Below are 21,283 nucleotides of genomic sequence, written 5' to 3' on the forward strand. Positions count from 1 at the left end.
CGCCTTCAATTGTCCGAAGGCACGATGTGTGCGGGCAAAGGGACCGTCTGTCGATGGGTGTGGCGGTGTACCAAGGTGCGCACCGCCTCGCAGACGCGCTCAGTGGTGATGCCAAAGTGGGCATACAAAGCCGGGGCCGGGGCCGATTCGCCGAAGCTGGCAATGCCAATCACCATGCCAGTTCGTCCAACGTATTTACGCCAAAAATCAGGGTGAGCAGCTTCGACAGCGACTGTGGGCAAGCCCAGCGGCAAGACCATTTCTTGATAGGCTTGAGTTTGGCGATCAAACACATTGGTACAAGGCATTGACACCACACGGGAGGCTAATCCTTGCAAAGCCAGTTCTGCCTGGGCCTTCATGGCCAAAGAGGTTTCTGATCCGGTAGCCACGATGATGGCTTGCGCCCCCGGCATGTCCGACAAGATGTAACCGCCCTGACGCACCTTATCGGCATCAGCTACATTGCTCAGCAATTGAGGCAGATTCTGGCGTGACAACGCCAGGACGCTCGGACCATCACAGCGCTCCACCGCACAGGCCCAAGCCACTGCAGTCTCCAGTCCGTCAGCGGGTCGCCACACGTCCAGCCCGGGAATGATGCGCAAGCTCGGCACATGCTCCACGCTTTGATGGGTCGGACCATCTTCACCCAAACCAATCGAGTCGTGCGTAAAAACATGGATCACGCGTTTCTTCATCAAGGCGGCCATGCGGATGGCGTTGCGCGAATAGTCTGAGAACGTGAGGAAGGTTCCTCCATAGGGGATGTACCCGCCATGCAACGCCATCCCGTTCATCATGGCGGCCATGCCAAACTCGCGAACACCATAAGACAGGTGGTTGCCCCAAGTGTCTCGACCAGCCTTGATGCAGGTTTTGAAATTTGTCAAATTGGAGCCTGTGAGATCGGCACTGCCGCCGAAAAATTCAGGCAACAATGGGGCTAGCAAGTCCAGCGCATTTTGGCTGGCCTTGCGTGTGGCCACCGCGTCGGGTCTGGCCACAATCGCAGCAAAAGCATTTTGTAAGCCTTGTGCGTAAGCAGCGCTCAAATCGCCTTGCATGCGTCGCATGTATTCGGCCGCTTCTTGTGGGTAAAGTACTTTATAGCTGGCAAACAGGTGGTCCCATTGCGTCTGTGCACGTACCCCACGCGCTGTCGCATCCCAAGATTGCTTCACATCCATCGGAATCTCAAATGGGGCATAAGGCCAGTTCAAGGCTTCACGAGTCGCACTCACTTCAGCTGAGCCCAATGCTGCACCATGTACATCGTGTGTACCCGCCTTGTTCGGGGAACCTTGACCAATCACGGTTTGGCAACAAATTAAGGTGGGTTTCCCATCGACGCTACCAGCTTGTGCCTTAGCCGCCTCGATCGCGGCGTTCACAGCTTGCGAGTCATGCCCATCGACCTTAGCGATGACGTTCCAGCCGTAGGCTTCAAAGCGCTTGGGCGTGTCGTCGGTGAACCAGCCTTGCACATGGCCATCGATCGAGATGCCGTTGTCGTCGTACAGCGCCACCAGCTTGGACAGGCGCAGGGTGCCCGCCAGCGAGCACGCTTCGTGGCTGATGCCTTCCATCAGGCAACCATCGCCCAGGAACACGTAGGTCATATGGTCCACGATGTCAAAACGCCGACCATCCTCTTCGCGGTTGAATTCTTGCGCCAACAATTTTTCAGCCATGGCCATACCGACGGCGTTGGTGATGCCCTGACCCAAGGGGCCGGTGGTCGTTTCCACGCCGGGCGTGATGTCGACCTCTGGATGCCCAGGTGTCTTGCTGTGGAGCTGGCGGAACTTTTTCAACTCCTCTATGGGTAAGTCGTAACCCGTGAGGTGCAGCAAGGCGTATATCAACATGGAGCCGTGGCCGTTGGACAGCACAAAACGATCGCGGTCAGGCCATTGCGGATTGAGTGGGTTGTGCTTGAGGTGGCGGTTCCATAGCACTTCGGCTATGTCTGCCATGCCCATCGGGGCACCGGGGTGACCGGATTTGGCGGCTTCGACCGCATCAACGGCCAGCATGCGTATGGCGTTGGCCATGCGACTGGCCATCTCGGGGGTGGGGTGTGCAGGGGTGATCATCTGTGTGACTCCGTTCTGATCAAGCCTGGCCCAGCGCCCGTTTGCGGCGCTCCATCATGCGCCAAACAAAGGGCGTAAAGATGAGCTGCATGGCAATCTCCATCTTGCCTCCGGGAACCACAATGGTGTTGGCACGGCTCATCCAGGAATCGTTGATCATGTTGAGCAAGTAGGGGAAGTCAATGCCCTTGGGGTTGGCAAAGCGGATCACCACCATGCTCTCGTCGGCTGACGGGATGTCACGCGAAATGAAGGGGTTGGACGTATCCACCATGGGCACCCGCTGAAAGTTGACATGCGTGTGCGCGAACTGCGGCACGATGTAGTTCACATAATCGGGCATGCGGCGCAAGATGGTGTCGGTCACAGCCTCAGTGCTGTAACCGCGCTGGTGCTTGTCGCGCCAGAGTTTCTGAATCCACTCCAGGTTGATGACCGGCACCACGCCCACGCGCAAGTCGGGGTATTGGGCAATGTTGTGCTCCGGGGTGACCACTGCGCCATGCAGGCCTTCGTAGAACAGCATGTCCGTGTCGGCAGGCAAGGTCTCCCATGGCGTAAATGTGCCAGGCTCCTGCTGATAGGGAGCGGCCTCTTCGGCGTTGTGCAGGTATTTACGCGATTGACCTTGGCCTGTCTCGCCATACGAACGAAACAGGCTTTCGATGTCGCCAAAGAGGTTGTTGTCCGAGCCAAAATGGCTGAAATTCTTGTTGCCTTCTTTTTCAGCCTGGGCTTGGCGAACCTTCATTTCCTTTCGGTCAAAGCGGTGAAAGCTGTCGCCTTCAATGATGGCTGCATGAACACCTTCTCGCCGGAAAATATTGGAAAAGGTGCGCGTCACCGTCGAGGTGCCCGCGCCAGATGAGCCGGTGATGGCGATGATGGGGTGGCGTTCAGACATGAAAGTCTCCTTGTAGTTTTGTCAATCTTGGTGAAGTCAGGCCAACACGCTCAGTCGCGGAACAGGCTGCGCTCGGCAAACAGTGGTGCAAAGCTGTCTTGCTGGGTCGGTTCAGCGTGGTAACGCTCAATGCGTTCAACCTCGTTTTTAGAGCCAAACACCAGGCCAATGCGCTGGTGCAAGCTGGTGGGCTGCACACTCAACATGGGCACCTGACCCGTGCTGGCACGGCCCCCAGCCTGCTCCATGATGAAGCCGACCGGGTTGGCCTCGTACAGCAGGCGCAGACGACCGGGCTTGCTCGGGTCTTTGGTGTCGCGCGGGTACATGAATACGCCGCCGCGCATCAAGATGCGGTGGGCTTCCGCCACCATGGAGGCGATCCAGCGCATGTTGAAGTCCTTGCCACGCGGGCCGGTTTTGCCGGCCAGGCACTCGTCCACATAGCGCTTGACCGGAGCTTCCCAAAAGCGGCTGTTGGAGGCGTTGATGGCGAACTCCTGGGTGTCTTCGGGCACGCGCAATTCCGGGTGAGTCAGCATGAACTCCCCCATCACCGGGTCGAGTGTGAAACCGGCCACGCCATTGCCCACGCTCAGCACCAGCATGGTGGTGGGGCCGTACAAGGCATAACCGGCGGCAATCTGGCAGGTCCCTGGTTGGAAGAAATCGGCCTCGGTCAAAGGTCCACCCTCAGCGGTGGCGTCGGGCGCACGCAGCACGCTGAAGATGCTGCCCACCGACACATTCACGTCGATGTTGCTGGAGCCATCCAACGGGTCAAACACCAGCAGGTATTTGCCCCGAGGGTGTTGCGGTGGAATGTCGTAGGGCAAGTCCATCTCTTCAGAAGCCATGCCGGCCAAGTGACCACCCCACTCGTTCATGCGGATGAACAACTCGTTGCTCACCACGTCCAGCTTTTTCTGGGTCTCGCCTTGCACATTGATGCTGCCACCGGCGTCTGCTGCGTGGTTGCCGTACATGTCGGCCAAAGCGCCATAGGCCACCGATTTGGCAATGGCTTTGCAGGCCATGGCTACATCCAAAATCAGGGCATTGAAGTCACCACTGGCATCGGGAAAACGACGACGCTCTTCGATCAGGTACTGTGTCAAGGTGGGCGTGGTGCGGGGGCTCAAGGACATGGGGTCAACACTCTCTGAAGTTTTAAGAATTCGGGAAATCGGAATCTGACTCAAGCCACAGCGGCTTGCTTGAGGGCTTGCATCACCCCCCTGTAGCCCCCATCAGCATCGGGCGCACCGAACACGGCGCTGCCTGCCACGCAGGTGTCGGCTCCGGCCGCCACGATCTGCGCGATGTTGTCGGTCTTCACGCCGCCATCCACCTCCAGCAAGATGGGCTGGCCACCCCGGGCCACATGGGTGTTGATGCGCTGGCGGGCCGCTTGCAACTTGGGCAAAGTCGAGGGGATGAATTTCTGGCCACCAAAACCGGGGTTCACGCTCATGAGCAAGACCACGTCCAGGCGGTCCATTACATGGTCCATCCACTCCAGCGGCGTGGCCGGGTTGAACACCAGGCCCGCTTTGCAGCCGTGGTCGCGGATCATTTGCAAGGTGCGGTCCACATGGCGGCTGGCTTCCGGGTGAAAGGTGATGATGTTGGCCCCGGCCTTGGCAAACAAAGGCACCAAGGCATCGACCGGCTCGACCATCAAATGCACATCGATCGGAATCTGGACATGTGGGCGGATCGCCTCGCACACCAGCGGGCCAATGGTCAGGTTGGGCACGTAATGGTTGTCCATCACGTCAAAGTGCACCCAGTCTGCGCCTGCGGCTTCAATGGCGCGAACCTCTTCGCCCAAACGGGCAAAGTCGGCGGACAAGATGGAGGGAGCAATGCGGACGGGGTTCATGCTTGGGCCTTGAAAGCGTTGTGGTGCCATTCACTCAACTGCGCCAAGCCCACGCCCTGCAGGCTGGGGCAGATGCGCAATGCGCCTTTGAAATCGTGCTCGGCGGTGAAGTCGTTGGGGGTGATGACCGTGGACAGACCTGCGGCCATAGCGGCGCGCAGGCCGTTCTCGGAATCCTCAAACGCCAGGCAGTGCTCGGGGGCCAAACCCAAGCGCGAGAGGGTTTGCTGGTAGACCATCGGGTCGGGTTTTTTTCGCGGCGCGGTCGAGGCATCTTCGATCACCGAAAAATTCAGCCGCCAGTCCGGGCCGATGGCTTGGCGCAGCAAGGCTGCGATGTTCACGGGCGAGGTGGTGGTGGCAATGGCTAGGCGCATCCCGGCCGCACTGGCGGCCGACAGCAGCGCCAGCACCCCCGGGCGCATGTGCACCGCACCGTCTTGAACGGCTTGCTCATATGAGGCGGTCTTGATCTCATGCAGTCGGTCAATGGTTTCCTGCATGCCCGCGCCCGTGATGTCCTTGGGCTGGGTCTCCAGCGTTTGCCAATACGCCTTGATGCGCTCTTTGCCACCCGACACCGCCAACAAGCGGGTGTACAGCGGCACATCCCAGCGCCAGTCCATCCCCATCTCGGCGAAAGCGTGGTTGAACGCTGCCAAATGGGCCATTTCGGTGTCGGCCAATGTGCCGTCTACGTCAAAGATCAATGCTTGCAGCATGGTGTGAAGGCCTTCGGAATGAGGAAGGTCTCCACTTTAAGAAAGTCAGCAGCTCAGGACAATTCAATATTGGCAACTGATTAATTAAGCAAATGCTTAACTCGGCAGCCTATCAACAGCAATACAGTGCATTAACTGCTCGATCAAGCCACACTCGGCTCAGTCCAAGTGGCTAACAAGCAGCCGATATAAAAAAGCCCCCAAAAGGCAAAAAGGCGACGATCACCCGCATCAAAAGCAGCACACTTGTGACCTTGGCCGGTGATACCAGCGCAAAGCAAGCCATACGGGCTTCAGAGTGCATCGACTGGAATTTTCAGGTAACGCTGGCCATTGTCTTCGGGCGGTGGCATTTGACCGGCACGCATGTTCACCTGCACCGAAGGCAAGATCAGCACGGGCATGGACAAAGTGGCATCGCGCTTTTCGCGCATGGCCACAAACTCGGCCTCACTCACGCCTTGGTGCACATGCACATTGGCCTTTTTCTGCTCGGCCACGGTGGTCACGCATTGGGGCTGGCGGGTCTCCGGCGGGTAGTCATGGCACAAGTACAGCTCGGTGCTGTCGGGCAAGCTGAGCACTTTCTGGATCGACTGGAACAACACGCTGGCACTGCCCCCAGGAAAGTCGCAGCGCGCCGTACCGTAGTCGGGCATGAACAAGGTGTCGCCCACAAAGGCCACCTGCCGCGAAGGATCGACACTGGCATCTGTGACCACATAGGTCATGCACGCCGGGGTGTGGCCGGGAGTGTGCAGGGCCTGCGCCTGCAAAGCGCCAATCTGAAATGTTTCGCCGTCGCCCAGCAAACGATCGAACTGACTGCCGTCGCGGGCGAATTCGGTGCCCGCATTGAAGAGCTTGCCAAAAACGTTTTGCACGGTAGTGATGTGCGAGCCAATGGCCAATTGGCCACCCAGCTGCTTTTGCAAATAGGGCGCGGCCGACAAATGGTCGGCGTGCACATGCGTCTCCAAGATCCATTGCACACGCAGGTCAAGCGCCTTCACGCGCGCCACCAACTGATCGGCGCTGGCGGTTTGGGTGCGGCCCGACTTGGGGTCGTAGTCAAGCACGCTGTCGATCAAGGCGCACTGCCGGGTGCTCAGGTCGGCCAGGATGTGGCTGAAGGTGAACGTGGCCGGATCAAAAAGCGATTCGATGTGCATAGAAACTGAACTCAGGGCAGATTTGGTAAGAGGGCATCCATCGGTTTGACAGCCTTCATGGACGCTATTCACGCTTTTCACGTGTTTAACTGTACCGCTACCAATTGGCCTCGGACATGACTTGACTCAACAAGGGCTGCGTTCAATGCTTGGCCGGTCCAGCCGCTTTGGCTGCTGCGTCAAAGCCGCCTTTGGCTTTCCACTCCTCCATGCCGCCTTGCAAAATTCGCACGTTGTCCCAGCCCGCCACGCGTAGCGCAAAACCGGCTTGTGCCGACAGCGACCCGGTGTTGCAGTAAATCAGCACCGGCTTGTTTTTGGGAATGGTGTTGCGCTTGGCCAGCACCTGACGCCAGTCCATGTTGACCGCGCCAGGGATGTGTCCCTTGGCAAATTGCGCCGAATCACGCGCATCGATCAACATCATTTTGGGCCACTCGTCTTTGGGAATTTGCTCGGCAAAAATCACACCGCCGCCGTAGTCCACAAACTCCAGATACGCCTCCATCTCGTCGGTAACAATCGCTTTGTTGTCGGCGCAAGCAGCGGTGGTCAGCAGCAAGCTGCAAGCAGTGGCGGCCACAAGGCACAGCGTTCGGACAGTCATGTCATCTCCAATTCGTCGGTTAATATCAGCAGCGATGAATATTGTCGTCGAATGAAGGTACGACTTCCAAAAAAAGCTTCGGCGACTCATGTTCAGAGACAAACACTTCTTCGCCGTTTACCTCACTCTGGCCTTGCACGCGGCCGTGTGGTTGCTGGTCAGCGACTACCGTTTCAAATACGTCAGCCCGGCTGATGCGCCCAAAGTCTCTGAAAAAGTCGTCTTGCTGGAACTCATTCCAGCACCGCGTCAGGACTTGCCCGAACCCGCTCCCCCAGTTAGCAAGCCCACTGCCGCCCTTCAGCCCCGAACAGACGCAGTTTTGGCGATGCCTTCGGCTGCATCTTTGTCTACCGCCTCGCCGGACAGCCTTCGTGCAAGCATGGCAGCACCTGCGCCGCCCACGGCCGAAGATTGGGCTTTTGCCGCCAACTACACCAACAAAAACAGCAAGGGCTACCGTTACAACTGGGGGCAGCAAGTGCGCAGCATGATGGGCACCGCCGTAGAAGGCCCCGATCAAGGCATGGTGCGCTTTCGCATCGAAATCGCGCCAGACGGCAGCTTGATGCAGGTTCAAACTCTGTGGACCACCTCGGCTATGGCGGAACAACTGGCCCGCCAAGCCATCAAAAACATGCCCCCGCTACCGCCCACCCCGACCGGCAAGTCTTTGGTGTTTGAGAAAACCATTTCCTTTTCGCCCTTTGCCAACGACGGCCCCCCTCTTTACAAAGACGACTGCCTGCCCGACCCACCCGTTTTTCGCAATCCGTTTGCTTGGGATGGCCGATCGCCCCAAGTGGTGGCTGCGCCCACCCCGGCGGCCAAACTTGACCCACAAGCGATGGAAGAGTGCCTGCGGCAATTGCCCAAAGAAAGCATCGAAGCCGAAAGTGCTCGCGACCAGCGTCTGATGGACCGATGGGGCTCCAGCCAAACAGGCCGTTGATCTTCTCGCTCCCATACCCAAGAATTCCAAGGCCTTGCTTGGCCACGCTTGAAACCCAGGTCAGTTGAAAGTCAGCGGCAGTTGTTGTGCAACTTCCATTTCGCCTCATGGCCCATGGCTTTGGCGAAATCAGGCACCTTGCAGCGCGCGATCTCGGCCGGATCCGCTGCTGAGGGCAAGCCTGGTTCGGTGGTGCCGGGCTGCGCGGCAGGCTCAGCGCGGCTCTTTTCATGGGATACCGCCAGAACCACAACCAAGGCCAGCAGCACCAAGGGCAAGACATGGCCAAGCCCCAAACGCTCTGAAGACGGAGGCATGTATTCGCAAGCCCCACCCGGGCACAAGCGGGCCTGTTCGGCATTGAATCGGTTGTAAATCCAGCAGCCGATACAGATGCCGAAAGCGCTCTCAAAGAACAAGAGCATCAGACACAAACCACACACCAGCAAGTTGATCGGGCCCACAGCGCCCTGCACCACCACCAGAAAAAACATGGTCAACGCCAGCAACAAACCAATGACCCAAGCAAAGCGCTTTTGGGGAGCGCCCGTCCATTCGGGCTGCTGGCGTCGCACCAGCCATTGACCTATCACCAAACTCGGTGCGTAAGCCGGGTTAACGAACAATCGCACCAAAAAATCGAACAAGAAAGCCAGCACAAACACACGCGTGGGCGCGAAATTACCCATCAGCCAAGCGTTCATGAAAGATGCCATGGCAAAGAAAAACAAGAGACCTGCACCCGCACGGACCGCCCGCTCATTGAGCACGGGCACCGCGTATTCAGGCTTGACCTGACCAAAAACAAACCACTGGAATGACATGCCAAGAACCCTTTTCAGAAGACTGAATTGAGATTGTCGCCTGCACTGCTTCAGAGGCTTCAGCGCGTCAACTTGAAAAACAAACTGGCCAGCCTTTCTGGCAGTTGCTGTAAGCGGTCCACCAGAGTGCAATGGTCGCCAAAAACATGGCGCACGCTAGCCTCATGCGCGGGGTGCAACTGGATGCACCACACAAAGACACCTTGCGATTGCAAGCTGTGCACCACTTGGCGGGCATCGTGCATGAGGTAGTTGGGGTCGGAGACGTCCACGTCCGACGGTTCTCCGTCGGTCAGCACAAGCAAAATCTTCTTGGCGCTTGGGCGTTGCACCAAGGTGCGCGCCGCATGCCGGATAGCCACGCCCATGCGAGTGGAATATGCGGGCTCCAAAGCGGCCAGTCGCGCCTTGACGGGGGCGGCCCAGCTTTCTTCAAAGCCTTTGATGTGCATGTAGCGCACATCATGGCGGGTGTTGGAGTGGAACCCGCCAATGGCCAGAGCGTCGCCTAGCTGGTGCAAAGCCCACGCCAACAGGGCCACCGACTCTTGGCTGATTTGCAAAACGGTTTGATCAGCACCTGGCGCTTTTTCGTTCAGCGAAGCCGACAAATCCATCACCAGTTGCACACTCACATCACGCTCAACAGGTTTGATGTGCTGCTCCAAGCGGTAGCTCGGGGTGTGGCCCGTTTTCAGGTCGATGTGCGCAGCCAAGGCCACATCCAAGTCCAACTCACTGCCATTTTCCAAATGCCGCTCGCGGGTACGGCCTTGAGGTTTGAGTTGATCGAGCAAACGTTGCAGACGTTTAGACAGTCCGGCATGACGCAGTAGCAATTGGTCAATGTCTGACGCATGGCCCTGTGGGTGCAGGTATTCAAACACTCTCACCCAGTCGGGGCGCTCACTGCCGGCCAAATAATCCCACTCGGGGTAGAGCTGCGGCGGCAAGCTGTGCAGCTCTTCATCCGCCAGACGTGTGGGGCTGGGCGCGGTGTCTTCTTCGTCACCGTCTTCAATGAATTGCCAAAGGTGGCGGTTGTCGTCACGCCAGTCCACTTGCGTGTGTTCGAAATGCACCTGCGCTTGGGCATCACTGGGGCGGCGTGTGCGGGCCACAAACTGAAGCGCCAACTGTGCCACTTGGGCCGTGCTCACCTGGCCCGTGACAACGCCCTGCTCGGTATTCGTGCCATGCCCTTTCCCATCCACCAAGGCCATGAAGCGCTCGCGCCATTCACGCAGCTGCGTGTCTTGCACCACAAAGTTGTCATTTAGCACACTGCGGCTCCACACGCTAAGGCGGTGCAGCACACAGGCATGCGTGGCCTCGTTGCAATCGCTCTCTTGCACGGGTGGGTACAGGGCCAACAGGCTGTTTCGCAGACCAGGCCAAGTGCGCATCAATAGCCAATCGATGCGCGTGTCTTCAAACCATTCAACCGCTAGCCTCTGCATCGGGCTCCAGTTGTCGGCAATGCAGGGCGTGGACCAACGGATGTGCCCGGCCATGTGCATGAGCATAAGGCGGTAACGGTCTAAGGCGCTCACGCCATGGTGCTCATCCAGTACATCAGGCAAACCCATGGCATAGCTGGGCCCTTTGTCGGTCGATTCCAGCAACAAACAAGGCAAGACCGACACACTCTGCACCCCATGCTCTGCACTCATCTGTGCAGTGGGCAAGGGAAGCACATGAGCTTCCAATTGCCACATGGCTTGCAAGCTCAGGCTGAGCGTGCGCTCGGCATCACGCAGCAAAGTGCCGTGGCGTTCACGCTGCAACACCGCAAAGCTGTCGGGGCTGCGCAAGGCAAAGTAGTCTTCTTGTTGGGGTGGGTGATGCGCATACGCACGCGCCCCAAAATCCACCCACGCTTGCCAGCCTGCCAAGGACAAGGTTTGAAGCAGTCGCGGAGCTTGAAGCAGCAACTCAGACAAACCCGCGCTGGGCAAGGTGGCTTGTCGGCCATGGATAGAGCCGGTGGTGCGATCCATGAAATGACCGACCGTCTGCAAATACGCTTGCAACACAGACAAACCACCCAAGCGCTGGGCCACAGGCCCGAGGCTGGTGAGCAAGTGAGCCATCGCGGCACTGTTGGGCGACTTGTGCATGCGCAGCAACAAGGCCATGACAGCCTCTAAGGCCTGTTCCGCAGCGCTCTCGCCCAAAGCTTCCACCACTTCAGGCCAATAGGTCAGCCATGCCAGCACGGGAGCCGCACCACGGCCGAGTTTGCCCAGCTGACGACCACCCTGCCAAAAGGCTTGCAAAGAGGCAGGGCTCAGACGCGCAATGGATTCGTGTGCGCAGGCTTCAAACACCGGGCGCACGGCGGGCAAAGCACAGTCCAGGGCTTGCCAGCCCGCCAACACTTGGGGGTCATGTGCCCAAGGCGCGTTGGAGTTGGGGTTGGGGTCAGCCCCAACAGGCATCGATGGCATGGTCCAGGCTTTGTCTGATGTCCAAGTCATCGGTGATGGGGCGCACCATGGCCATGCGGCAAGCGTCGCGTGGTGCAACGCCTTGGCGCATCAACTGTGCCGCATACACCAGCAAGCGGGTGGACACGCCTTCACTCAGGCCGTGGCCCTTGAGTGCACGCGCCGCTCCAGCGATACGCACCAGCTGCGTGGCTGTGGCTGTGTCGATGCCCGTTTCACTCGCCACGATTTGGGTTTCCAACTCGGGCAAGGGGTAATCAAAATCAAAAGCCACAAAGCGTTGTTTGGTCGAAGGCTTTAAATCCTTCATCGCGCTTTGGTAGCCGGGGTTGTACGAGATGACCAATTGAAAGTCTGGGTGGGCTTGCACAACCTCCGCTTTTTTGTCGATAGGCAAACTACGGCGGTGGTCGGTCAGTGCATGAATGACCACTGTGGTGTCTTGCCGCGCCTCTACCACTTCGTCCAAATAACAGATGGCCCCGGTGCGGGCCGCTTGTGTCAGCGGCCCGTCCACCCACCGCGTGCCCTGGCTGTCGAGCAAATAGCGGCCCACCAAATCGGAGGCCGTCATGTCCTCGTTGCAAGCCACCGTGATCAGTGGCTTGCCCAAGCGCCAAGCCATGTGCTCCACAAAGCGCGATTTACCGCAGCCCGTGGGGCCCTTGACCATGACGGGCAAACGCGCTGCATAAGCGGCTTCGTACAGAGCCAACTCATCGCCTTGCGGGTGATACAGGGGTTCGCTGGTCATAGGGGTTCCTGTTTTTGGACGTGAGGCTCGGCTTACTTGTGTGCCGACAACTTGTCACGCCAGCCTGGGAAGAGCTTGTCAGCGTCGCCGGGGAATGAAGCGAACGCACGGGCGAATTCTTTGTGTTCTTTGGCGAACTCGATCGGATCAGCACCCGACTTCCAGCACTCATACGATTGACGCAGAGAAATCGCGCCAGCAGCTGGGCTGTCGATATGGCCGTAGGAGCCGCCACCAGACGTGTTGATCACGTTGCCGTGGCCCAAGTTTTGGAAGAAGCCTGGCAGCCGCAGCGCGTTCATGCCGCCAGAGATGATGGGAGTGGTGGGCTTCATGCCGTACCACTTCTGAAAGTAGACCGGGCCTTGGCACTCGTCCCGCTCGATCATGTAGGCGATCATGCGGTCGTCGTTTTCGCCTTCCATCTTGCCGTAACCCATGGTGCCAACGTGGATGCCCGAGGCCCCCTGCAAGCGCGAAATCTTGGCCAGCACAAAGGCGGTGTAACCGCGCTTGGCACTGGGGCTGGTGACCATACCGTGGCCTGCGCGATGGTAGTGCAGGTATTGGTTCGGGTATTGACGGCGTGCGGTGGTGATCATGCCGGGGCCGCCCACAAAGCCATCCACCAGGAAAGCTACTTTGTCAGCGTCAGGGCCAAAGGCTTCCAAGATGAAATCGGCGCGAGCGCACATCTCATAGTGGTCGTCGGCGGTGATGTTGGCCGAGAACAATTTAGCTTGGCCGGTTTCGTCCATGGCGCGCTTCATGGCATCGACCACCAGCGGGATGGTTTTCTTCATGGGTGCAAACACCTGGTTGCCTTGTGGCTCATCGTTTTTGATGAAGTCACCACCCAGCCAGAATTGGTAAGCGGCTTGCGCAAAGGGCTCGGGGCGCAGGCCCAACTTGGGCTTGATGATGGTGCCGGCAATGTAGCCACCGTCTTTGATGGGGCGGCCCAAGATGCGCCACATGTCCGAGATGTCTTTGCTCGGGCCATCGAACAACTGGATGGCGCGCTCGGGGAAATAAATGTCGTGGATCTTGGCGTGCTGGATATCGCCCATGCCCTGATTGTTGCCAATGACCAAAGTCAGGATCGAGACCATCATCATGCGGCCATCGGTCACATTGCGGTCAAACAAATCCATCGGGTAGGCGATGCGCATGTCCTCAGTGGCTTCGTCGATGTAGTACACCAAGGCGTCGAGGCCTTTGGTGAAGTCGTCGGTGGTGGACACTTCCACGTTGGTGCCCGTGGAGGACTCAGCGGCAAAGTGCGCCGCCGCCTCCAGGTAGCCATAACCGGCTTTGGGCTTCATTTTGTAGGCCACCAGAATGTGGCGACCGCCTTTGATGAGGTCCTCTTCTTTGAGGCTCAGGTCGGCATATCGTGCGCTTTGGTCCATTTTCAGTCTCCAGTCAAATTTGTGGGTTGGGGCAATGACTGGACTTTAAAAATCTTCTGCAATAACGTAAATTCAATATTAATCGCAACTAAATTAAGCAAAGACTGAATGAAGAACGCCACCTTCCGCCAACTTCGCGTGTTCAACGAGGTGGCCCGTCACCTGAGCTTTGTGCGTGCGGCCGAAAACCTGCACCTCACCCCACCGGCCGTGACCATGCAGGTCAAAGAACTCGAAGGCCATGTAGGCATGCCCCTGTTTGAGCGACGCGGCAAGCAAGTGAGCCTGACCACCACCGGCGAATACATGCTGGTCTATGCACGAAAAATTCTGGCCACCGTGAAAGACGCTGAAGACGCTGCAGCTCGATTACAGCGGGCCGAAACAGGCGTCCTGACCATCGGTTTTGTCAGCACCGCCAAGTATTTTTTGATGCGCTTGCTTGCCGAATTTCGCACACTGCACCCAGGAGTGGACATTCAAATCTCGATCGGCAACCGTGACCAACTGGTCGGCATGCTGCAAAACAGCGAAGTCGACATCGCCGTGATGGGCCGCCCTCCCAAAGAGCTGAAGACCCGCGCAGAGCCTTTTGCAGCCCACCCGCATGTCTTTGTCGCAGCCGTGGACCACCCTCTGGCTCATCGCGACCACCTGCGCGTGGAAGACCTGCGACCCTTCGACTTCATCGTGCGCGAAAAAGGCGCAGGCACCCGCGCCGCAATGGAAAATTTTTTTGAAGACACACACGTCGAGCCGCGCATGAAAATCGAACTGCACAGCAACGAAATCATCAAGCAAGCTGTGATGGCGGGACTGGGCCTGGGCTTTTTGTCGCTGCACACCATTGGCCTGGAGCTCGAGCACAACCTGATCCGGATGCTCGATGTGGAAGGCGCACCCGTGGTGCGTTCATGGAACGTGGTGCACACCCAATCCAAAATGCTCTCACCTGCAGCGGAATCGTTTCGCTACTTCATGCTTGAGCAAGGCGAAAAACAATTGGCCGATCAATTTGGGCGATTCCTGCCCTTTTGACCGGCCAATTGAGCGTGTCATTGATTGAAAGGCTTACTTTTTGCCTTTGAGCTTGACGATGCCCATCATGTCCATGACCATTTTTTCGTAGAACGGCTCGGACGTGCCTTTTTGCATTTTGCGCATGAAGTACTTTTCAAACGCCACTTTGGCCAAGTGAACCCACTTGCCTTCTGCAAACCAGCTCACATTGCGTGGCGGGATCTGCGGCAAGGCCACGAAAGCAGCACCCGTGTCGCCAAAGTCAGCAAGGCACACGGTATTCCAAGTGGCTTTGTGCGTCGGTTCTTTCCCGTCCAGCATCTCGCGAATGTTGTGCGCCGTGGCCGTGACCATCGACTCGATCATGAAACCCGTTTTGGGGGTCCCCACCGGAATGGGGGTCGCTTCCACAGGCGGGATCGCCACACACACACCCACACTGAAAATGTTGGTGAACTTGGGGTTGCGCTGGTGTTCATCAATCGTGATGAAGCCGCGAGGGTTGGTCAGGCCCTCGATGCCGAAAACAGCATCGACACCCTTGAAGGCGGGCAACATCATCGAGTGTTTGAAGGGTAAAACATGCTCTTTCTTGGGCTGCCCGTTGTCGTCATGCTCAGTGACAAACATTTGGCCATCTTCGATCTTGGTGGTCTTAGCATTGCAAATCCACTTGATGTGACGATCTCGCATGGCCGACTCGAGCAAGCCTTTTGAATCGCCAACCCCACCCAAACCCAGGTGGCCAATGTAAGGCTCTGAAGTGACATAGGTCATAGGCACCTTGTCGCGAATTTTGCGGCGACGCAGATCGGTATCCATGATCATGGCGTATTCATAAGCAGGACCAAAACACGACGCGCCTTGCACCGCGCCAACCACGATGGGGCCTGGATCGGCAGTGAATCTGTCCCAGTTGAGTTTGGCTTTTTCAGCGTGCGACACATGGCATATGGACTGCGAATAGCCGTCTGGCCCCATGCCTGGGATTTCATCAAAAGCCAATTTTGGACCCGTGGCAATGACCAAATAGTCGTAATCCACCACTGAGCCATCAAGCAATTCAACTTGGTTACGCTCGGGATGCACGCGCTTGGCGCTTTGCGTGATGGCTTCAATCCCTTTGCGATTGAGCGCAGGTTGGATCTCCATCTCGATGTCTTTGCGCTTTCGCCAATCCACGGCCACCCAAGGATTGGAAGGCACAAAGTGAAACTTGGACGAATCGCTGATGACCGTCACCCGGTCTTCAGCCCGCGCCTGCTCTTTCATTTCAAATGCCATGGGCATGCCACCAATGCCTGCGCCAATAATCACGATGTGGGCCATTTATCTGTCTCCTTTGTGTTGTGTTGGACAGGATGATCCATCACATCGCCAAAACGAAATTGACATAGATCAAATCAATATTTACGCGCTTTTTTAGAATTCGGCACAGCCCAAAGGCTTGGGCTTTTTTTTTACTGTTGACGGAGACACCACATGAAACACATCGCTGCCTGGATTCTGGGCATAAGCCTCTCAAGCGTGGCCTTTGGCCAAGCCGCCACCATCGCGGTCGGCACCTCTTTGAACATCATCGACACCCAAAAATCGGTGACCGTGAACACCGTCAAAGGCCCGATCGCCATCACTCGCACCATGACAGCTTGCGCCAAAAACGCCGGCAACCTGCAACCCCTGGTGCCTGTGCCTGGCGTGCACCCGGTTGGCGAGATTGAAATCCTTGAAGCCCTGAGCGACCGCAATGCCCTGGTGGTCGATATGCGCGACACCAATGACCGTGTCAAAGGCACCATTCCCGGCTCGATCGGCATTCCTTACACAGAAGTCGCTGCCCGCATGAACGAGTTGGGCTGCAAGAAAAACGGCAGCCAGTGGAGCTGCGAATCGGCCAAAAAAGTTTACGCTTTTTGCAACGGCCCAGTCTGCCCACAAAGCCCCATGGCCATCAAAGCGATGACGCGCGATGGCTTTCCAGCTGACAAAATTTATTACTACCGTGGTGGCATGCTGGACTGGGACGCACTGGGCCTGACCAGCGTCAAAGACGAGTTTTAAGCCACTCCATGGTGCTGAAGCGTTAGCGCATTAACAGGGCTTCGTTGGTGATTTCATAGCGTCTGCCTTGTTTGTCGCAAGGCTTCAGGGCACCGTCGCGCACCAACGCGCTGATTTCGCGACTCACGGTTTCGAGTTTGATGTCGAGCATGGCGCCCATATCGTCGCGTGCAAAAAACGAAGTGATATCGGGCTGATCGGGATCACGCATCTTCAGGGCCAGGGCGGCCACGCGTTGGCGGGCCGAGCCGAAATTCAAGTCGGCCAGCCAGTCATCGGCATCTTTCAGGGCTTGCTGCCACTTTTGCATCAGGCGCTTGTGCAGGCGCGGCGAATTGGCAGACAAGTGGTGCAAGACCGCCAACGGGATTCGACAGACCTGCGCTTCAACCAGGGCGATGGCTTCACTGTCATAACGTGCATTGGCCAGCGCTTCCAGGCCGATCACATCCCCCGGGCGCAGCACGCGCACGATGCGCTCACGCCCGTCGGCGGTGGCCCGCACCAGCTTGACCATGCCTTTGCGCAGCGTGAACACGCCCAAGGCGGATTCGCCTTCGGTATAGAGAGCGTCGTCGGCAGCAAACACCATGTCGTCAATGGGTGTGTGGATTTCGCCAAAGTCTTGCTCGTTCAAGTCGGCAAACAGCACCATGTCTCGGATACCACAGTTGCGGCAGTCCGAGGTGCCTTTCCAGGCCGAGTCAATCTTGATGGGAATCATCTTTTGAATCTAGCACGTCCGCCGTGCGTTCCGCTGACGCAACGACATAACTTAAAGGGCTTTGCGCCCTTGGACGATGCGCTCTTCGAGGTACGGGCCGTAAAAGTCGGGCAAATAGGCCCCCTCCATGCGCTCGGCCACCTCGTTGCCCCCAGGTCCAAAAAACAGCAAGGTGGGCGTGATGGAGACTTTCCACTGGCGGGTGAGCTGATCGTGGGTGGTGAGCTTGCCCGCAAAGTCGAGCACGGGCTGGTTCTGACGCATGTCCACCTGAACGATGACGGTGCCCGTTTTCTGCATGGGCGAGAGGTGGCTTTGCCGGGCTTGACGGCAAAACACACACCCCTCCAAACTGACCATGACGATCAGAGGCTGTTTGTTTTTAAGGGCACGGGCCAATTCGTCGGGCAGCGACTGGGCTGCGGGCAAGGTGGCGGCACCACCAGACTGAGCCAGCGCGGGTGTTGCGCAAAGTGATACCCCCACCCGTAAAAGCCAGTCACGACGATGCCAAACAGGAGGTTGAAAGAGGCTGACAGGGTGGTTCATGGCTTGCAGAACGTGGACAATAGCGGGTTTTGCGCAGGCGGAAAAGGCTCTGCCATTCCGTTGCTTTTGAATATAAGAAACCAATGAATTATTGGAGAAATCCGTGAATCTCGCAAGCTTGCTCGAAACCTGGGGAGACTCGACTGTACTGGCGATGGCGGGTGCCTTGGTCGGTTTCATCTTTGGCCTGGCCGCCCAGCGCACCCGGTTTTGCGCCCGCGCGGCTGTGATCGAATGCTGCGACGGCCAGCCGGGTGATCGATTCAGCGTTTGGTGGCTGGCCTTTGGGGCTTGCTTGGTGGGCGTGCAGGCCCTGGTTCTGGCGGGCTGGCTCAAACCATCGGATTCGCGTTACATAGCCCCGCTCGGCAGCATTTCTGGAGCTGTTTTGGGCGGCTTGTTTTTTGGTGCGGGCATGATCCTCACGCGCGGCTGCGCCAGCCGTTTGCTGATCTTGTCGGCGAACGGCAATTTACGCGCCCTGCTCTCGGGCTTGGTGTTTGCGGTCACGGTTCAGGCCAGCATTGCCGGTTGGCTGGCCCCGGCCCGCCAAGCCATGGCTGCTTGGTGGCCCGTTAACGGCGGGCCTTCGCGCGACTTGCTGCAACTCTCGAGCATCGGCCCATCGGGTGGAATGGTGTTGGCCTTGCTGGCTTTGGCTACCGGTTTTTACTTTTTCTTCAAGACCCACCAACGCCGCTGGGGCCTGGCGCTGGGCGCGATCATCGCAGGTCTGAGCATTGCTTTGGGCTGGGGTCTGACCCAAGCCATCGCACTGCAATCTTTCGAAGCGGTTCAAATCCAGAGTCTGAGTTTCAGCAGCGGATCAGCTGAGATGCTGATGCGCGCTCTGTCCACCAGCACTTCACCCAGCGCAGGCTTTGACGCGGGCTTGCTGCCTGCAACGTTCTTGGGCTCTTTGCTGGGCGCACTGGCTGGGGGCGACTTCAAGCTCGAAGGATTCAAAACCGAGAACAAGCTGGGCCATTACCTGCTCGGAGCCGTGCTCATGGGTTTTGGTGCTGTGCTGGCCGGAGGGTGCACCGTGGGCGCGGGCATGACCGGGGGCTCACTGTTCTCGCTCACGGCTTGGCTGACCCTGATCGCTATTTGGCTGGGTGCAGGCATGGCCTGGCGCATCAACCGCCGCATGGGCTGGCCGATCTGAGTCTTGCTTGTCTTGATGCGCGTCAATTGCGAACGACCGGTTAAGGCGTACATTTCACATCAGCAACGACTGATATGAATGGAGCAACCCATGTCAATGGCGCAATGGTTAGAGGGTTACGGACAAGGCAGCGTGCTGGCCGCGGGCGGTGGTCTGATTGGTTTGTCCTTTGGATTTTTGGCTCAGCGCTCACGTTTTTGCCTGCGTGCAGCAGTCATTGAGTTTTGGCACCGCCGCTTTGGCGATAAGTTGTCGGTGTGGCTGCTGGCCTTTGCCTCGGCGGTGATTGGTGTGCAGCTCATGGTTTTGATGGGCTGGCTGGACACGGGCAGTGCACGGCAGATTTCGGCCAAAGGCAGCATCTCGGGCGCCATGATCGGGGGCTTGCTGTTTGGCGTGGGCATGGTCATGACGCGCGGCTGCGCCAGCCGTTTGTTGGTGCTATCTGCCAACGGCAATTTGCGTGCCCTGCTTTCGGGGCTGATCTTTGCCGTGACCGCGCAGGCCGCTTTGGCGGGCGCACTGTCGCCCTTGCGAACCCACATCAGCAGTTGGTGGACTGTTGACGGCGGTGCGCCACGAGACCTGCTGGCCCTGACGGGCATGGACCATTGGGCAGGTTTGTTCATGGGCGGCATCTGGCTGGCGGCGGCCTTGTTTTTTGCATTGCGCAGCCCGCAACGCAACAAATGGATGTGGTTGGGCGGTATTGGCACCGGCTTGTCGGTGGCGGCAGCCTGGGGCTTCAGCCAATGGGTGGCTGCCGAGTCGTTTGAGCCCGTGCAAATTCAGGGCCTGACTTTCAGCGGCCCCTCCGCCGAGTGGTTGATGCGGGTGTTGCATTGGCCCGCACCGGCCATCGGTTTTGACTTTGGTCTGATGCCCGGGGTCTTCATCGGTTCCTTGATCGGCGCACTGATCGGCAAAGACTGGAAGCTGGAGGGGTTTTCTGACGGCTACAGCATGCGCCGCTACATCGGCGGCGCCGTCTTGATGGGCTTTGGCTCGATGCTGGCAGGTGGCTGCGCCGTAGGCGCTGGCGTGACGGGCGGGGCTATTTTTGCCCTGACCGCCTGGTTAAGCCTGGTGGGCATGTGGGTGGGCGCAGGCCTGACCGACCGTTGGCTCGATGGTGGGGCTTCTGCCAAACCGACGTCATTGCCCGCCGAAGGTTTCAAGAGACCTTGATGAGGCGAGGCTTGGCGCAGACCCCGCGCCCTTCGCCGATTGCGGGAAATGAGAAGTGCTCAGCGAGGCACCATCGCCACAACGGGTGACGCGCATTCAAGCAGATGTGGGCCCGTCAGAGCGCTTATTTGCCACTCAGGTATTCGGCCACGGCGGCCATTTCAAGCGGCGACATTTTGCTGGCAATGGCGTGCATGACGGCATTGTCATTGGTGCGTTCGCGCAGGTTGAACTGCTTGAGCTGGGTTTCGGTGTAGCCCGAATACTGTCCTGCCAAACGCGGCAAAGCGGCCGTACCCTTGGCCTCGGCACCGTGACAGCTCGCACAAGCGGCCAAGCCACTGTATTTGTTGCCGTTGTGGAATATGTATTTACCCACAGCAGCCAGCCCGGCATCTTTGGGCGGTTCGACCTCGATGGTTTTCTTTTCAAAGAACTGGCCCAGCGCCACCATTTCATCGGGTGTCAGCTTGGCCACCATGTCGGCCATGGCTGTGCTTTTGCGTTTGCCGGTCTTGAAGTTTTCCAGCTGCTTGGCTGTGTATTCCCAGTGCTGGCCTGCCAAGCGCGGAAACACCTCACTGGACGATTCGCCCTCAGCGCCATGACAGACAAAACAAACACCGCCCACGATTTTTTTGGCACGGGCTTCGTCAGCCTGCGCCATGGCCGAGGATGAAAGCCAAGCTGCACACAACCATAAGACAGCAGAAGCCAAACGACTGGGAGTAAAACGAATGTCCATGATCCACCTCGACATCGAACGCATCAAAATGCAAAACCAAAAAAAAC

General features: G+C 58.0%; 20 protein-coding genes. 5 read left to right on the forward strand and 15 right to left on the reverse strand.

Annotation, left to right across the window (positions count from 1 at the left end; translation table 11 throughout):
• Nucleotides 1-5 precede the first annotated feature (5 nt).
• The 7 genes from tkt to BN3544_RS06545 all read right to left on the reverse strand — a co-directional run bounded on the left by tkt (nt 6) and on the right by BN3544_RS06545 (nt 7,389).
• Complete coding sequence (tkt, locus tag BN3544_RS06515; protein WP_019429721.1) at nt 6-2,099, reverse strand: transketolase; 2,094 nt, start codon at nt 2,097-2,099, stop codon at nt 6-8.
• A 19-nt stretch (nt 2,100-2,118) separates the two neighbouring features.
• Nucleotides 2,119-3,003 carry a phosphoribulokinase gene (locus BN3544_RS06520; protein WP_019429722.1) on the reverse strand — a complete coding sequence of 295 codons (885 nt, stop codon included), beginning with the start codon at nt 3,001-3,003 and terminating at the stop codon, nt 2,119-2,121.
• Between the two features lie 50 nt (nt 3,004-3,053).
• Nucleotides 3,054-4,151, reverse strand: a complete 1,098-nt coding sequence (locus BN3544_RS06525) for a class 1 fructose-bisphosphatase (protein WP_019429723.1) — start codon at nt 4,149-4,151, stop codon at nt 3,054-3,056.
• Between the two features lie 50 nt (nt 4,152-4,201).
• Nucleotides 4,202-4,888 (reverse strand): ribulose-phosphate 3-epimerase, encoded by a 687-nt coding sequence (gene rpe / locus BN3544_RS06530; RefSeq protein ID WP_019429724.1) that lies wholly within the window; start codon nt 4,886-4,888, stop codon nt 4,202-4,204.
• A complete protein-coding gene (locus tag BN3544_RS06535) occupies nt 4,885-5,610 on the reverse strand; it encodes an HAD-IA family hydrolase (RefSeq protein WP_019429725.1) in 726 nt (241 codons plus the stop codon). The genes rpe and BN3544_RS06535 overlap by 4 nt, the downstream gene beginning before the upstream one ends.
• Nucleotides 5,611-5,903: 293 nt before the next feature.
• Entirely contained in the window at nt 5,904-6,782 is an 879-nt protein-coding gene (locus BN3544_RS06540) for an MBL fold metallo-hydrolase (RefSeq protein WP_019429727.1), read from the reverse strand.
• 142 nt (nt 6,783-6,924) lie between these two features.
• Complete coding sequence (locus tag BN3544_RS06545) at nt 6,925-7,389, reverse strand: rhodanese-like domain-containing protein (protein WP_019429728.1); 465 nt, start codon at nt 7,387-7,389, stop codon at nt 6,925-6,927.
• A gap of 88 nt (nt 7,390-7,477) precedes the next feature.
• Here BN3544_RS06545 and BN3544_RS06550 point away from each other — a divergent pair, with 88 nt between their 5' ends.
• Nucleotides 7,478-8,341 carry an energy transducer TonB family protein gene (locus tag BN3544_RS06550; protein WP_019429729.1) on the forward strand — a complete coding sequence of 288 codons (864 nt, stop codon included), beginning with the start codon at nt 7,478-7,480 and terminating at the stop codon, nt 8,339-8,341.
• 71 nt (nt 8,342-8,412) lie between these two features.
• Here BN3544_RS06550 and BN3544_RS06555 read toward each other — a convergent pair whose 3' ends face one another.
• Genes BN3544_RS06555 through BN3544_RS06570 form a run of 4 tightly spaced genes read right to left on the reverse strand, consistent with a single transcriptional unit; the run spans nt 8,413 to nt 13,781 of the window.
• Nucleotides 8,413-9,165, reverse strand: a complete 753-nt coding sequence (locus tag BN3544_RS06555) for a DUF4395 domain-containing protein (protein ID WP_019429730.1) — start codon at nt 9,163-9,165, stop codon at nt 8,413-8,415.
• 59 nt (nt 9,166-9,224) lie between these two features.
• Complete coding sequence (locus BN3544_RS06560) at nt 9,225-11,645, reverse strand: nitric oxide reductase activation protein NorD (protein ID WP_231733908.1); 2,421 nt, start codon at nt 11,643-11,645, stop codon at nt 9,225-9,227.
• Nucleotides 11,590-12,369: a CbbQ/NirQ/NorQ/GpvN family protein gene (locus tag BN3544_RS06565; protein ID WP_019429732.1), complete on the reverse strand. Its 780-nt coding sequence runs from the start codon at nt 12,367-12,369 to the stop codon at nt 11,590-11,592. Before BN3544_RS06565 ends, BN3544_RS06560 begins: the two co-directional genes overlap by 56 nt.
• A gap of 32 nt (nt 12,370-12,401) precedes the next feature.
• The gene (locus tag BN3544_RS06570; RefSeq protein WP_019429733.1) at nt 12,402-13,781 is read right to left on the reverse strand and encodes a ribulose-bisphosphate carboxylase; all 1,380 of its coding nucleotides are present in this window, start codon (nt 13,779-13,781) and stop codon (nt 12,402-12,404) included.
• Between the two features lie 108 nt (nt 13,782-13,889).
• Here BN3544_RS06570 and BN3544_RS06575 point away from each other — a divergent pair, with 108 nt between their 5' ends.
• On the forward strand, nt 13,890-14,819 hold the full coding sequence (locus tag BN3544_RS06575) for a LysR family transcriptional regulator (protein WP_019429734.1): 930 nt from the start codon (nt 13,890-13,892) through the stop codon (nt 14,817-14,819).
• A gap of 33 nt (nt 14,820-14,852) precedes the next feature.
• Here the strand turns inward: BN3544_RS06575 and BN3544_RS06580 are convergent, their stop codons facing one another.
• Complete coding sequence (locus tag BN3544_RS06580; RefSeq protein ID WP_019429735.1) at nt 14,853-16,130, reverse strand: NAD(P)/FAD-dependent oxidoreductase; 1,278 nt, start codon at nt 16,128-16,130, stop codon at nt 14,853-14,855.
• Between the two features lie 153 nt (nt 16,131-16,283).
• Here BN3544_RS06580 and BN3544_RS06585 point away from each other — a divergent pair, with 153 nt between their 5' ends.
• Nucleotides 16,284-16,862: a rhodanese-like domain-containing protein gene (locus BN3544_RS06585; RefSeq protein ID WP_019429736.1), complete on the forward strand. Its 579-nt coding sequence runs from the start codon at nt 16,284-16,286 to the stop codon at nt 16,860-16,862.
• 22 nt (nt 16,863-16,884) lie between these two features.
• Here the strand turns inward: BN3544_RS06585 and BN3544_RS06590 are convergent, their stop codons facing one another.
• Both BN3544_RS06590 and BN3544_RS06595 read right to left on the reverse strand, forming a co-directional pair.
• A complete protein-coding gene (locus tag BN3544_RS06590; protein WP_019429737.1) occupies nt 16,885-17,586 on the reverse strand; it encodes a Crp/Fnr family transcriptional regulator in 702 nt (233 codons plus the stop codon).
• Nucleotides 17,587-17,637: 51 nt separating this feature from the next.
• Nucleotides 17,638-18,135, reverse strand: a complete 498-nt coding sequence (locus BN3544_RS06595; RefSeq protein WP_155820436.1) for a thioredoxin fold domain-containing protein — start codon at nt 18,133-18,135, stop codon at nt 17,638-17,640.
• A gap of 103 nt (nt 18,136-18,238) precedes the next feature.
• Here BN3544_RS06595 and BN3544_RS06600 point away from each other — a divergent pair, with 103 nt between their 5' ends.
• Both BN3544_RS06600 and BN3544_RS06605 read left to right on the forward strand, forming a co-directional pair.
• A complete protein-coding gene (locus BN3544_RS06600) occupies nt 18,239-19,303 on the forward strand; it encodes a YeeE/YedE family protein (protein WP_231733909.1) in 1,065 nt (354 codons plus the stop codon).
• Between the two features lie 90 nt (nt 19,304-19,393).
• Nucleotides 19,394-20,491, forward strand: coding sequence for a YeeE/YedE family protein (locus BN3544_RS06605; RefSeq protein WP_197409905.1), 1,098 nt, complete (start codon nt 19,394-19,396; stop codon nt 20,489-20,491).
• A 124-nt stretch (nt 20,492-20,615) separates the two neighbouring features.
• On the opposite strand, the gene BN3544_RS06610 is transcribed toward BN3544_RS06605, so the two are convergent.
• On the reverse strand, nt 20,616-21,236 hold the full coding sequence (locus BN3544_RS06610) for a c-type cytochrome (RefSeq protein WP_036074966.1): 621 nt from the start codon (nt 21,234-21,236) through the stop codon (nt 20,616-20,618).
• Nucleotides 21,237-21,283: the final 47 nt, after the last annotated feature.

It is taken from the genome of Limnohabitans sp. Rim47 (assembly GCF_001517545.1).
In the GTDB taxonomy this organism is placed as follows: domain Bacteria; phylum Pseudomonadota; class Gammaproteobacteria; order Burkholderiales; family Burkholderiaceae_C; genus Limnohabitans_A.